Origin of the sequence: Pararhizobium sp. PWRC1-1, assembly GCF_049897905.1 — a bacterium.
In the GTDB taxonomy this organism is placed as follows: Bacteria; Pseudomonadota; Alphaproteobacteria; order Rhizobiales; family Rhizobiaceae; genus Pararhizobium.
In genome coordinates this window covers 1-12,822 of sequence record NZ_JAFCXE010000027.1, presented here as the reverse complement: position 1 = coordinate 12,822, position 12,822 = coordinate 1, and the positions used below count along the sequence as shown (strand labels likewise).

Below are 12,822 nucleotides of genomic sequence, written 5' to 3'. Positions count from 1 at the left end.
TGCAGTGCGTGCGCGTCAGCAGCCGTCATTGACGCGCACGGCGTGATTTCAGCGGGCTCTCGCCATAAAGATGTTTGAAGGCACGCGAGAACGACGACAGACTGTCGAAACCGCAGCGAAGGGCGATTTCGCGTACCGGCAACTGCGTGTCACCGACAAGACGATGTGCTGACTGCAAACGCAGCCGCAGATAATAGGCGGCAGGACTGATACCCAGGGCTTTGGCAAAGCGCATTTCGAGCTTGCGCTGGGATTGCCCGGCGCGAAGCGCAAGCGCTACGATCGACAAGGGCCGGTCGAGCGTGCGCTCCATCAGGCGGATCGCCCGGGCAAGTGCCGGATCAAGAGCCTCCATGCGTCCAAGCGAGACCAGAGGCTGGGCATCTGTTGCTGCATGCGTCTCGTCATACACGAAGATGCTTGCCACATCGAGCGCGACGGCCGAGCCGAATCTTTGGCGAATCATATGCAGCATCATGTCGAACGTCGGCGACGCACCACCGGAGGTCCAGAATTTACCGTCGGTGACGAAGCGGTCGGCCCTGACGGACACGTCTGGAAAGGCGAGCGCAAAATCCTCCAGTTCCTCCCAATGCGCCGTGGCTGCGCGGCCATTGACCAAACCCGAGCGCGCCAAAAGCCAGCAGCCCGATTCGATTCCAGCGACAACGGAGAAGTGCCGGGCACAGGATTGCAGGCTGGCGATGAAGGATTTTCCCGCATAGCGGTCCAGATTGAAGCCGCCGATGACCAACAGCACGTCACCATCCGTGCGTGCCGAAAACATCCCGTTGGCGGCAATCGAGACACCGCATGTCAAAAGGACCGGCTGGCCGGCGGGAGATAGTATTTCCCATTCGAACAATGCCTTGCCGGCGACCCTGTTTGCGGCCCTCATCGGATCTAGGACCGAAGCGAGCGACATGATCGACGATTCCGGCAGTACGACGACAACAACCTGGACGCTGCGATTGGAGACTGGGTCGGATGACATTGGCAGAAATGTCAAATCTTCTGCGCTTTATGTCAAATGGATTATCGCTGTTCGGGCATGATGGACCTGTAAGAGACCTCCCATCGGCAGGATTTTCTGCCTGCAGATGTCTGGAAATTCCCCCTATCCGAACTTTACCGGACGGGTCGAACGGCAGAGATGCTTTCGACCCGTTTTTTCCATGCCGTATAGGCCTCATCACGGCTTAGGATTGAGCTGGTTTTCCAGGTCTTTTTCATTTGCCGCCGTCGCATCAGGCTGGTGCGGCGTCGATTTCTAGATGCTCTGCAACTCCCCCACGACGTAAAGCACCGTCAATCCTGCCGTCAAAATAAGCCGGTGTCCGAAGCCGAGCAAAAGGCCGATGGCCCTCGCAAGCCGGATGCCGGCCCCTGTCGTCAGTCCACGCACCTCGCCCGCGAAAGGACAATTGTGCCGGCCACCAGGAACGCCACCCCGGTGGTTACCGCCTCGACGACACGCGATGGGTCGATGCGATGCCGCTCCAGAGGGCTGCGGGCGAGCGCACAACAGGACGAAGGAACGAAATGCACAACCACGCGTTACAGAAGCGATTCAACGGAGGAATTCGATATGTTGCGCGCAGGCATTCTCTGGTTCATGGGCGTTCCCCTGATCGTCGTCATCCTGATCTGGATGTTCTATTTTTAGCGCTGGAGGCAGTTCATGGCCATTCCGCCTTCCCCAGCCGTGCCGCCGGTTTTGCACCCGGACAAGCACGCATCCGACTATCAGCAGTTCATGGTCCGCGAATTGCTGATCTGGCTTGTCGGTGTCCCAGTACCGATCGCGGCCGTCATAGGCTTCTTTGTTCTTTGACAGCGATAGTCCAACCATTGGTCATCCCGGCAATTGACCGGCAACCAACCTTCGGTCATCCGTTACTGCCGGAGAATGATCATGGTTACTGGTTCCCAATGCCGCGCCGCGAGAGCGCTCGTTGAAATATCCCGCCAGCTCTCGGCGACACGCTCAGGGATTGGTGAATATGTGATCGCTGCATTCGAGCGCAAGCTCGATCTGCCGCCACAGGAGGTCATCCTAAAGCTTCAATCCGCGCTCGAATCAGCCGGAGCCTTCTTCATTCCAGAGGGAGACAGAGGTTTCGGCGTGCAGCTCAAATTTACCCGCTCGGAAGCACGACGCCTCTCCATTCTCGAAAGCGAAGGCGGCCTTGTGGCCGACGACGAAGTACCGGGCGTCTAGCGCGGGAGAGGATTAGCGCTCTTTATGGCGTGATCATCGGATGAAACCCGCCGTCCAGGGTAGCCTCTTGCCTACCCATATCAATCGTGTTGTCAGAACTGCTGATATTGCCTGAATCAACGCCCCTCCGCTGTTACGATTTTATATGCCTTGCAACGCCACGTTCCTCCATCGGGCGAGATTTGGCATACTCCGGTCCCAATCTTCACCCGAAGGCCGTAGGCGCATTTGCTTTTGTTGTAATGGTGACCGCGAAGTTCAAATGCTAGAAAATATTATTGGCCTTGAACGCCATAGGGGCATGGCGGTTGGTTTATTTCTCAGTGTCATGCCCCGCCCAACCATGCGGTTAAAATAAGGTGCATTGCCACTTGGCCGGCTTCGGCAAATTGCCGGATGACCTCGCAAAAGAAGTTTCTTCGGGATAAGATTGGCGACCCCTGCAGGTGTATGAGGATCGGCTGAAATCAATCGCTTAGGATTTGGTGCGACCAAACACGGTCCCATTGATTTTATTGGCATCTCAGCAACGGCAGGTCTTACCTTTCTGCGGCAGGCCAACCGCAAATAGCCTTGTCCGGAGTTAAAGCGAATTGACGATCGGTTTTTTCGTGTCCGTGCCTTCGTAACGAGAATTGTTCACCTCGCGCCCTACTCTGAAATACTCAAGATCGCTGTCGATCTGGTTTTCTACGAGCAAAGCCTTGGCGGCATTCCCTTGCACTCCGAGGTCAAGCCATTCGTCGTAAGCGTCCGGATCGAGGATGACCGGCATCCGAGGGTGGATGTGCGAGATGTGATCGACGGCCGGCGCGGTGATGATGGTGCAACTGGTGACGCCGAGCGTGGCATTGTGCGCCCATAGGCCAGCAAAGGAGAACGGCTTTCCTTCTGGCAAGTGCAGCATCCACGGGTCTTTCTTCCCGTCCTCCTCGCTCGTCGTCCACTCAAAATAGCCGTCGGCAGGAATCAGGCAGCGTTTCGACTTGAACGGCTCACGGTAGGCGCCCGACGTGTCGATTGTCTCGATGCGGGCGTTGAACATGGCAGCCTTGGGCAACTCCTTGACGAAGAACGGCACAAGCCACCACCGACCGGTATCAAGCACGAGATCGCCCCCTTTATCCTTATGGGCGAATGGAATGATCGATGTCGGCGCAATATTGTAGCCGGGCCGCATGTTCGAGGCGGGAGCCCCCTTCTCATGGATGCTGTAGAGGGCATGCAACTCTGCCCAGGTCATGAGATCCGTAAAGCGTCCGCACATGCCATTTCTCCCTCGCTCCACACATCGAGGCCATCCTCTCGCAACCGCGCACCAGTTTCAATGCGGAATCAGAAGCGGCCTTGACTCACCTCCGAACGAGAACATACTAAGAACACTTCGCGGCGAGGCGGCCACCAATCTGATGTCATCGGGGCTTACAACGGGAGAGATCCGGTGAAGCATAGACGTGGGATAGACCTGACACGCACCAATGAAGCGACAGTTACAAGCAGTGCGGGGGTGAAAGTTAGCCAAGGTCCGGTACCCCGATATAAGTGGCGCGCGACTTGGCCAAATCCGGAAGATGCCGATAGCCATAAGACGGATTTTCAAGGTTGGGATGGTGACATCGCAGTCGGAAGGATCCGCTATGAACCCCACGGACCGAAGAAGGGGTTTTGGCTGTGGACCGGCCACGGACCTCGAAAGGGAATTAAAAGCCGCTTAACGCCGCATCAGGGCTACGAGCGCTCAGCACGAAAGGCTGCGGCAAAAGCCGAAGACTATTACGAGCGACTGATGACCCACAACGGATTGAAGACGGGGCAAGCATGACCGACGACAAAACGAACGCCCACCCGAACTCACCGGTGCATTTCGACCACTGGTGCGGTCACGACGGGTGTACGAAATGGGGGTCGTTTGGGAAGGAGCGTAGCCGCGGCGACACCGAATGGCGCTGCACGGAGCACCTTGCTAGCGATTATTGGGATGGGCGCTCCACCCCGCTAAATTGAGCAACGGGGTGGTTCAGGTCGCGCCGCATTCACGACCGAATCGATACCACTTTTGGTTTAGCTCAGCTATCCCTCAATTGGGGGATTAGTGGGATAGCTCGACCGCGTGGCCGGCTTGCCTTTGTCCGGTTCGCCTTTGTATTGCTTCGGCGAGCGCCGCGCGCCGCCATTCTGGGAGCTTCAGGATGAACGTATCCATGTCGCGCCCGAAGTTCGACCAAGCTTTATCGCCCGCTTCGCCCCGATCGATTACGCCGGCCGCCTCCAGGTCAGTGCGATCCATGTTAACGCGGGCGAGTGAAATCTGCAGCAAGTCCGTGCCTGTGATCATCGACCCACCCCTTGTTGACGGTAATTTATGGTTCCGTGGGTCGACTGGCGAGGATTGAAGCTCGGCTCCGCCGCTTCCTCCTCCTGAACAAGCTGGTGGTAACAGGACTCGATATCCTGAGCGATTCCCTCCGCGTCATAGAGGTAGCCGTCCGTTCCACCGTCGGTTTCAATGATCTCCGCTATCGAATTCATCACGACGCGCCCGAGCCGCTGCATCGCGTCCCGGTGGGTATCCGCCCCTCCACTCTCAAAAGCACTGTTGGCCTCGTCGAGTGCTTGGCGCATCGCTTGGAATGATCCGTCGATATGAAGTTTGGCGTTCATGGCATCCCCCCCAAATCTTGGATTGGCGTAAGCAGACTCCTCAAACGCGAATGTAGTGGATTCGTTCAAATGACTCTAGACAAATAATAAAAGCCGATTTTGATTCGCCGCTCCCGGCGCTATTTCGCAAGACTTTTTAATAATCTTGTGGCGCAATATCGGGATGGCAAAACTTCCCCCGAAGTCCCTCGGACTGCGAACCGAACCCGATCAGCCGCTGAAGAGCCGGGCGCCGGCCGCGCGCGATCCCCGTCAGCCTCGCCTCCCCTTCGACCCAATGCCGGACCGGATCGAGCCCTGCCTGGCGCTTCTGGCATCCAAGCCGCCGAAAGGCGACGAGTGGGCATTTGAAATCAAATGGGATGGGTACCGGCTTTCTCTTCATGTCGAGCCGACCAAGGTTCGCATACTAACCCGAGGCGGGCACGACTGGACGACGCGGTTCTCGGCGATTGAGCAAGCCGCGAAAGACCTTGGCGCAGCAACAATGATTTTGGATGGGGAAGCGGTCGTTCTCGACGACCAAGGCCGGTCAGATTTCGGAGCGCTGCAGAACGCGCTGGGTGGCCGGGGAGGAAAGAGGAACGCCGCGGCGGCAATCTTCTATGTCTTCGACCTTCTCTACCTTGATGGCCACGATATCACGCGCATGGATCTGGCCGAGCGCCGGATGCTGCTTGAGAGTGTCCTGACGGATAAGGGCGGAACGATCCGACTTTCAGAGGAGATCGAGGCCGATGGCGAGATGCTCCTGAAGAGCGCCTGCGAGCACGGCCTTGAAGGCATCATCGCAAAGCATCGCCATCGTCCCTATCGATCAGGCCGGACAGGCGACTGGCTTAAGATAAAGTGCGTCCAGAGCGAGAGCTTCGTTGTCGTGGGATATGAGCCTTCGACCACGATGCCGGGCGCCATCGCCAGCCTGTTGCTCGCGGGCCGCAAGGGCGACGGCCTCGTTTATGTCGGTTCGGTCGGTACCGGCTTCAAACACAGCGTGGCCAGAAAGCTCAAAGGGCAGCTCGACCAAATGCCGATCGAGCATCCGCCAGTACGCCTCAAGGCAAAGAACGTCGTCTATGCCAGGCCGGAACTGGTGGCCGAAATCGAGTTTCGCGCTTGGACGAACGATGGGAAGCTGAGGCACGCTTCTTTCAAAGGGTTGCGGGACGAGGCTGACGCGTCTGACATTTACGAGGTCGCATGATTATCGCCAGGGGAACAATTGAGCGCAGTCCGGGTTTAAGCAACGGCCTAACTTCCGATTGATTGAAAGCAACACATCATCGGTTCATATTCGGTCATAGAACTCGCCCACAGCATTTGACCACGGATGTACTGGCACTTGCTGTGTGGCGCTTGAAAGGCCGCCTTGTCGCGACATGACGACGAGAACGATGAGGCGACGCCTCAAATTTCTCTCAATCTATCAGCACCCTCTAAGATATGAGAAAGTGGATAGATAAATCAGGTCTTATATTCGTGGCTTTGCTGTGCGGGCTTATTGTCATCGTACTTAGCCTAGCGCTGTTTGAAACGAGTGATCCTGAATTGCAGCCGAAAGACGGGGAGTTAATTCCGCCAGTTATAGACACACCGGCGCAATAGTCGTCGACGAAATGGCGGGAGCGGCGGCGCTCTAAGCACTGAGGCCCAATTTTCGGTGATATCTGAATAGGCTGATCAAACTCGGAACCAGACAAGAAGGCCATTATTTGTTATAACTGCGATAAGATGGCGTAGGGAGCACGGCCCGATGTGGACAGTTCCAGCTGGCGCACTTCTATTTATCTGCGGTTTGCTGCTTTTGGTCTGGAAGGCGCTCGAACAGCGCCGGCTCAGTGAGCCTAACAAACTCGGCCAGGATCGCCCGACATTGGAGCCGCGGCGGCAGGGCGTCCGTTTCTTGGGGTTGAGGAACTTGCCAGGCTTAGTTTTGATGGCCGTTGGCGGCTTCTTGCTGCTTTCCGGCGCCTTCTTTTAGTTGCCTTAGACGATGTTGAGCGCAACAGCTGACCTTCGACCGACGCCTTACTTGAAACCGCCAACAGTCGCTCCATATCCCATTTCATAACTCGCCCGCAGCATTTGACCACGGATCGCACTTGCTGTCGCTTGGAGAGGTCGGCAAATGCCGGCTTTTTCTTTGGGTCACCTGCCTTTCGTCGGAACATTAGCGTAGTCTGCTAGTTGAAATTTTGATCGCCGCCGTGGGCTCGCTCGCCTCAGCGTGGATCACCTCGGGGAGCGCCAACTTAATCCCGTCGGCGTTTCCCGGGGGACATCAAGTTTGTTGCTCCCTTGACCCAGCATTCAGCAATGAAGTTACGTCCTCCAAAACGCTTCGATCTGCGCAAGAACCCTAGCGGCACTTGGACGGTGTTTGACGTGTTTACTGGAAAGCCGGCGGCAGTGAACGATATCGTCCTGAACAGGCTCGACGAAGCTCAGGCTGGGAAATGGGTGACCCGGCTCAATCTTGAATTTGCCAAGCGCGCCGGAGGGAGGATCCATTGAGTTCCATCACCGATTTCATAGCCGAACTCATCCGTGCCGCAAACGAAATTGGCAGGCTAACGCCAGCCGAGCGCACAAAGCTCATGGTACGCGGCGCGCGGACTATCCGCGAATTGCGGCTCATGACCGGCATTAGGTCCGGCGCTGGGCGGGACGCGCTCAATGACTTGGAGATTGCGGCGCTGAAATCTGAAAAGGGCTCTCATCAGGACGCCCAAAAAGTGCTTCTGGAGATGGCCGACATGATCCGGATGCTGAAGATTGTGCTGGATGGGAAGATCGGCTGAACGTCATCGCAACGACCAACCGCTTTGCCTCTTTTTTGCTCCTGTTGTACCGTACCCACTTTCACGCCGGTCATATCTCCTCGGCACAAGGTCAACTTGGCCCCGCTTCGGCGGGGTCATTCTCGGATTTTTTTGGGGGAAGTGCCTTACCGCTCTTCGTTGCACCCATCCGTCCGAGGGTCCCGCTTGTTTGGTAACGACCTCTAATGACCTGGCGGCCGATCGGGTGGCATCCCGGCAAATTTCATATAAAAAGTTTATTGCCAGAAGTGACATTTGGATTTTTAATTTCGCGGTGGCGAAACTTTTTGCTTCATCAGGGAGGCCTTCATGGACGCAAGAGCAGCCAAATCAATCCTTATCCTAGAAGACGAGCCACTCATTGCCTTGGATCATGACGAAATTGTTGGGCAGGCTGGCTTCACGCAGGTAGCGATTTTTTCCACCTGTGCGTCCGCTCACGAATGGCTCAAATCCAATACCCCTTCCGTTGTCCTTCTGGACGTTGGCCTACGGGATGGTCCCTGTTCCGAGGTGGCAACAGTTTTGACGAACAGAGGCATACCCTTCGTGGTTTGCTCCGGCTCAAGTAGGGAGGACGCGGGTCCGGCCTTTCTCCATGCCACTTGGGTGTCAAAGCCCTGCATTCCAGAGGAACTAATCGCAGCACTCACACAGGCCAAAGCAAAGGTGGCCAGCCAAGCATAGGAGGTTGCAATGGAAGAGCGGAAACCGAAACGCAAGCGGGGTCCTTCTGCATTCGGAAACTTCGACCAGACCAAAGCCATCGCTGAGGAGGCGATCAAGGAGCGTCGCGAAGCGGATGCTCGAAAGACCCAGCGCCTTCGAGAGTTGCGACTTGCCGGAAAGGCGACCCCGGAGGGCTCCAAACAAATCCCCGCTCAACCACCGGCAAAATAAGTTTGCGGAACTTTTTGGACGTTACTCAGGTTCCAGCGAAATGGAGGAGCCGCAATGATCAACGAGCCGAAATATCCCGTATCTCACGAGGATCGCAATCTCGCTTGTCAGGAGGAGGTTGATGGTCCGTTGCAGATTATCCTGGATCAGGCGAACACACACGGATGGGGCACGATCGAAACGATCAGCGCGATGGAAGAGGTCCTGAAAAATATGCGGATCGCCTATGCCGAACACCCTGATCCTGCCGAGGAGATGGACGAAATCGATCCCCACCCCTCCGGCGACCCAGACCCGTCAAACGACTGGCCGGGGGCGAATCCATGACCATTTACGCATGGACCATATCAAAGCCCGGCCGACAGGATATCAAAAAGGTCAGTGGCCTGGACGAGCTGCGCGACTATCTGCGTGTGGTCGACCTGCACGGTGTTGCCCCTCCGGAATTCGTCACGATCGACGCCGAGGTGCATGATCACGGCACCTATAGCGATAATGGGGGCAGTATGGACGAGTGGTCGCTGACGTGGACCAAGGTTGATGGCGAGACGGAGGGTACTGAGTGAGAACAATTATGCTGACCTTGGGAGGTAGCATTGGACGTTAGCCAATCCGCAGAAATATTTTTATCATCGCTGTCGCTGCGGCCCTGTTGATCGTGGTGTGGTGGCTGGGGCGGGCTTGACGCCCCTACCCCCGAAGGCGACAGTATGGAGGAATGGTCGTTGACGTGGACAAAGGTTGACGGCGAGACTGAGGTTGTTACCTAACCCCGCCTCGGAGGTAGATTTGGCCAATCTTCACTTCACTGGAAAGCAAGAAAGGCTAGGCGAAGACCTAGTCCTCTCAGCCACGCTAAATGGACGTCCTGTTGTAGTGCGAGCTTCGACCGACCTATTACTTATTCACGATCTGGATGCCGTAAGGCAAAGGGCCGTAGATAAAGCGAAACATGAAAAGTTCGAGTTGGACGGAGACTTGAGAGTGACGCCAGCGGACTTCGCCTAACCATCAGCACGCTCGCTTTCATGCAGCATGCTTTTACATCCCTTTAGACCCGATGGTTGGGGTGCCCAGCGGCCGATGACCGCCGTCGCAAACCGAACCGCTATCTATTCGTAAACATGGATTAAGAGCGGGCTATAGGCAAATGTGGGGCATTGGTGCGGCATATCCGTCAATAAGATTTTGTGCCACTTCAAAGACATGGCGAGAGAAGACTTACATTTTCGGCTAAGAATACCCGAGAGTCTCAGGGATAGGGTTCGGGCGGCCGGCGTGAACAACGGCCGATCGATGACGGCCGAAATCGTCGCACGGCTCGAAGCGTCGTTTACCCCTGAAGACGTCGGCGACGTCAATGATGCCGAGTTGCTTGGCATTCTGGCCGACATGGACAGTCTCAAACAAAGACTGATCCAATCGCACAAGCGGCAAAAATAGCCCGCTAACAGTAATCGGCGGGTGCGGACGCTCCCGGCATTGCTGGTGAGGCTCTTTTTTTTGTCACGGTATTTTGAGCCACTGCCGGATTAACGTGAAGGCAGGCTCACTTACGGCACGATATCCGCGCCCTTGAGCGCTATCTCATGGCCGACTACCAGCCCAAGCACCTGGCCAGCGGCCATTGGGAGGGGCGCTCCACCCGCTAAATTGAGCAACGGGGTGGTTTAGGTCGCGCCGCAATTGATTTGACAGCAGGAAGATCCGGGCGTGGAATCACGTGAGCGTGTGCTTTTGCGCATCGCGTTTAAGGGAGGAAGCTATGGAAGACATGAATCGCAGGTCCGCAATGGCACTCGGTTTGACAGTGGCCGCAGCCGCGCCCCTCATCACTATCGGAACTCCAGCCGAGGCAGCAATGTATGGCCCTGAGGACGGAAAGGAATTTCATCCGGGCGTTCGGGTCGTAATGCTGGGCAAACGGGACTCCATGATCCCCGCCTACAAACAAGTTCAACTGTCGGACACCGTGTTCCAACCGGGATCGACATGGCCAGATGAAGCGATGGCCAATGACATGGTTTGCACGGTGATCGAAGGAGAGTTGGAGATCACACAAGGAGAAATGAAATTCACATGCAAGGGTGGTGATGTCTACAGCTGCGGGAAGGACACGCACGAAAGTGCCACCAACAAAGGAACCACAGCGGCGGTTATGCGGGTCGTTGACCTGCTGCCAGCCTGACACGTCTGGCACGACACCATTGTGGTCGCGGAAGTGGACGAAGGTAGATGGCGACACTGATGTCGTTGATTGAGAACGATTTCACCTGACCTGACGAGGTAGGGTTTGGACGTTGGCCAAAACGCAGAAGCATTTATATCAATCGGGGTCGCTGTGGCTGCGACCCTGTTAATCGTGGTGTGGTGGCTGGACGGGCTTGACGCCCCTACCCCCGGAAGAACCTTGCAATCTGATCGAAGAAACCCGCGATGCTGACGCCCAGCGCTGTGCCTCCGAGACCAACGACAGCCAGCGCACCCATCCCCATCAATTTCCACTTTCGCACGTCGTCTGTCACCGGTTTCATCTCCATCACGTCCTCTTTCACCTGCGCCACGGCGCCTTCAACCTTTCCGACACGATTAACCAACTCATCCATGCGTCGATGAACCGATGCGCGGCTGGCGTCCGACTTGTCCTCCGACCGGCGAAAGTCCTCTCGAAGGTTCTTGACCTCCGAAATCAGCATGCCAAGTTGCTGGTGTGTCGTCGCATCATTCATTCCCAGCACCCTTTTCGCGCACCCGCTCGATCGTTGCCAATCACGCGCTCGGCGCCTGGTCGATCCGCCGTCAGCAGTGCAACTGTGCCGGCCGGTGACAGGTTACTTTTCAGAAACGGGCTGCAGCCGGAGACTGTCGCACTCGGGCACCCTGCCAAGATAGGCAACACACAAATCAAAATCAGACAGACGCTGAAGTTTCGCATCGTCGCCCTTCCGTTCCAGTTCTTTTTTTTGAGATTGAACAGCCTGCTTGGCAATGATGCGGTCCCTGCCCTCGTCGCGAGCGGCAGGCAGGAGCCAGAGAGTGTTCGCGAGCTGGACGATGACGAAGCCGAGCACTAGCCCGCCCACGCCGCCGATGATGGCCGAGACCTTGCTGATCACGACCGCACCTTGCGATAGATGCCGTAGATCGTCAGGGAGAGGATGACGAGCGCAACGATGATCCGAGCCCACTCCCCGCTTGTCAAATCGTCGTGCTGCTTGGTCACAGCATCCAAAACGTCAGGGAGGACGGGAACGATCGATGTAGCCGCGCCGCCCGCGCCCGTGCCGACGATGACCGCCACGTCTTTTTTATTGACGGCCTTCGTGACCGCTACGGTGTGGCTGGCTACGAACTGGCCCTTGGCCCACAGGCCAGCTTCAGCCGATCGCCGATTGACCAAGCCCTTCGACTTCTTGCCGCCGGCATTGACCCACTTCATCAGCTCGGTCGGGACAGCATCGAAGTCGCCAGTGTTGAGCTTCTTGAGCAGCGTCGACTTGTGGAGGGCGCCGGTATTGAAGTCGAAGGAGACGAGCACGGCGAACTGATTGTCCGTCAGAGGCACCTTGACCAGAAGTTCAACGCGGGCCTCGAATACCTCGAGGTCATTGCGAAGGATACCTTCAGCTTCAACGTCGTTGATCCGCATCCCTGGTTTGACGTTTGGGGTACCTGCCGCCGAGGTGTGGCCGAAACCGATGGTCCAGACCCCAGCAATATCTTTGTAGGCGACGAGTTCACAGCTTTCCCACTGTTTGATGTGGGAAAGCCCCGCCGCGTTGATGCGTCGTGTCATGATGATGTCCTTTGATGTTGGAACAAAGAATTGATGCGGTAATTTGTACGAAAGCTGGCTTGCGGAGTGGATTCCCCGGTCGGCCGAGGCCTAAACCACCCGTGCCACTGAGTTGTTTGGCCTCCCCGGACGCAGGTCCCCCGCTTGCGTCCGGTCTTTGCCCATCGCCGGGCATTTGCGGGCATCAGGCTGCCCCGGACGGCGCCGCCCCCCCCCAAAAATACTTACATTGAGCTACGACGGATGCTCCAATGGGCTATTTCAAGTTTGTCCAATCGGATGCAACATCTACCTCGTGCATTTAGCCGGCTCGACGCCGGGAAGGAGAGGACATGACAGGCAACGACCTGCAAAATCAGCGTAATCTCGCGCGGCGCCATTTTCTCGGATTGGCGACGGCGGCGACTGCAAGAATCGCTATC

At 56.7% G+C, this 12,822-nt stretch carries 18 protein-coding genes and 1 pseudogene; 11 read left to right on the top strand and 8 right to left on the bottom strand.

What is annotated here, in order from left to right:
• Positions 1 to 25: 25 nt before the first annotated feature.
• Positions 26 to 994, bottom strand: a complete 969-nt coding sequence (locus tag ACP7E0_RS29415; protein ID WP_426130254.1) for a GlxA family transcriptional regulator — start codon at positions 992 to 994, stop codon at positions 26 to 28.
• A gap of 285 nt (positions 995 to 1,279) precedes the next feature.
• Positions 1,280 to 1,491, bottom strand: a pseudogene (locus tag ACP7E0_RS29410) (MgtC/SapB family protein); the annotation flags it as partial.
• A gap of 190 nt (positions 1,492 to 1,681) precedes the next feature.
• Here ACP7E0_RS29410 and ACP7E0_RS29405 point away from each other — a divergent pair.
• Positions 1,682 to 1,834: a hypothetical protein gene (locus ACP7E0_RS29405; protein ID WP_426130252.1), complete on the top strand. Its 153-nt coding sequence runs from the start codon at positions 1,682 to 1,684 to the stop codon at positions 1,832 to 1,834.
• Positions 1,835 to 1,915: 81 nt separating this feature from the next.
• Complete coding sequence (locus tag ACP7E0_RS29400) at positions 1,916 to 2,221, top strand: XRE family transcriptional regulator (RefSeq protein ID WP_426130250.1); 306 nt, start codon at positions 1,916 to 1,918, stop codon at positions 2,219 to 2,221.
• Between the two features lie 583 nt (positions 2,222 to 2,804).
• Here the strand turns inward: ACP7E0_RS29400 and ACP7E0_RS29395 are convergent.
• From ACP7E0_RS29395 to ACP7E0_RS29385, 3 genes are all read right to left on the bottom strand, one after another.
• A complete protein-coding gene (locus tag ACP7E0_RS29395; RefSeq protein WP_426130248.1) occupies positions 2,805 to 3,488 on the bottom strand; it encodes an SOS response-associated peptidase in 684 nt (227 codons plus the stop codon).
• 822 nt (positions 3,489 to 4,310) lie between these two features.
• Entirely contained in the window at positions 4,311 to 4,556 is a 246-nt protein-coding gene (locus tag ACP7E0_RS29390; RefSeq protein ID WP_426130247.1) for a hypothetical protein, read from the bottom strand.
• Positions 4,553 to 4,882, bottom strand: coding sequence for a hypothetical protein (locus tag ACP7E0_RS29385; RefSeq protein ID WP_426130245.1), 330 nt, complete (start codon positions 4,880 to 4,882; stop codon positions 4,553 to 4,555). The genes ACP7E0_RS29390 and ACP7E0_RS29385 overlap by 4 nt, the downstream gene beginning before the upstream one ends.
• A gap of 163 nt (positions 4,883 to 5,045) precedes the next feature.
• Between ACP7E0_RS29385 and ligD the strand changes: the two genes are divergently transcribed.
• The 9 genes from ligD (at position 5,046) to ACP7E0_RS29340 (ending at position 10,792) form a co-directional block, all read left to right on the top strand.
• Entirely contained in the window at positions 5,046 to 6,086 is a 1,041-nt protein-coding gene (ligD, locus tag ACP7E0_RS29380) for a non-homologous end-joining DNA ligase (RefSeq protein WP_426130243.1), read from the top strand.
• A 1,112-nt stretch (positions 6,087 to 7,198) separates the two neighbouring features.
• The gene (locus tag ACP7E0_RS29375; RefSeq protein ID WP_426130241.1) at positions 7,199 to 7,396 is read left to right on the top strand and encodes a hypothetical protein; all 198 of its coding nucleotides are present in this window, start codon (positions 7,199 to 7,201) and stop codon (positions 7,394 to 7,396) included.
• Positions 7,393 to 7,683: a hypothetical protein gene (locus ACP7E0_RS29370; protein ID WP_426130239.1), complete on the top strand. Its 291-nt coding sequence runs from the start codon at positions 7,393 to 7,395 to the stop codon at positions 7,681 to 7,683. Before ACP7E0_RS29375 ends, ACP7E0_RS29370 begins: the two co-directional genes overlap by 4 nt.
• A 330-nt stretch (positions 7,684 to 8,013) precedes the next feature.
• Complete coding sequence (locus ACP7E0_RS29365; protein WP_426130237.1) at positions 8,014 to 8,391, top strand: response regulator; 378 nt, start codon at positions 8,014 to 8,016, stop codon at positions 8,389 to 8,391.
• A 9-nt stretch (positions 8,392 to 8,400) separates the two neighbouring features.
• Positions 8,401 to 8,604, top strand: coding sequence for a hypothetical protein (locus ACP7E0_RS29360; RefSeq protein WP_426130235.1), 204 nt, complete (start codon positions 8,401 to 8,403; stop codon positions 8,602 to 8,604).
• A gap of 54 nt (positions 8,605 to 8,658) precedes the next feature.
• Complete coding sequence (locus ACP7E0_RS29355) at positions 8,659 to 8,931, top strand: hypothetical protein (RefSeq protein WP_426130233.1); 273 nt, start codon at positions 8,659 to 8,661, stop codon at positions 8,929 to 8,931.
• On the top strand, positions 8,928 to 9,170 hold the full coding sequence (locus tag ACP7E0_RS29350) for a hypothetical protein (RefSeq protein WP_426130231.1): 243 nt from the start codon (positions 8,928 to 8,930) through the stop codon (positions 9,168 to 9,170). The genes ACP7E0_RS29355 and ACP7E0_RS29350 overlap by 4 nt, the downstream gene beginning before the upstream one ends.
• A gap of 640 nt (positions 9,171 to 9,810) precedes the next feature.
• Complete coding sequence (locus tag ACP7E0_RS29345; protein WP_426130229.1) at positions 9,811 to 10,047, top strand: Arc family DNA-binding protein; 237 nt, start codon at positions 9,811 to 9,813, stop codon at positions 10,045 to 10,047.
• A gap of 322 nt (positions 10,048 to 10,369) precedes the next feature.
• Positions 10,370 to 10,792, top strand: coding sequence for a hypothetical protein (locus tag ACP7E0_RS29340; RefSeq protein ID WP_426130227.1), 423 nt, complete (start codon positions 10,370 to 10,372; stop codon positions 10,790 to 10,792).
• 205 nt (positions 10,793 to 10,997) lie between these two features.
• Here the strand turns inward: ACP7E0_RS29340 and ACP7E0_RS29335 are convergent, their stop codons facing one another.
• The 3 genes from ACP7E0_RS29335 to ACP7E0_RS29325 form a co-directional block, all read right to left on the bottom strand.
• Positions 10,998 to 11,333, bottom strand: coding sequence for a DUF1515 family protein (locus tag ACP7E0_RS29335; protein ID WP_426130225.1), 336 nt, complete (start codon positions 11,331 to 11,333; stop codon positions 10,998 to 11,000).
• 102 nt (positions 11,334 to 11,435) lie between these two features.
• The gene (locus ACP7E0_RS29330; protein ID WP_426130223.1) at positions 11,436 to 11,720 is read right to left on the bottom strand and encodes a hypothetical protein; all 285 of its coding nucleotides are present in this window, start codon (positions 11,718 to 11,720) and stop codon (positions 11,436 to 11,438) included.
• Positions 11,717 to 12,400: a lysozyme gene (locus ACP7E0_RS29325; protein WP_426130222.1), complete on the bottom strand. Its 684-nt coding sequence runs from the start codon at positions 12,398 to 12,400 to the stop codon at positions 11,717 to 11,719. Before ACP7E0_RS29325 ends, ACP7E0_RS29330 begins: the two co-directional genes overlap by 4 nt.
• Positions 12,401 to 12,822 lie beyond the last annotated feature (422 nt).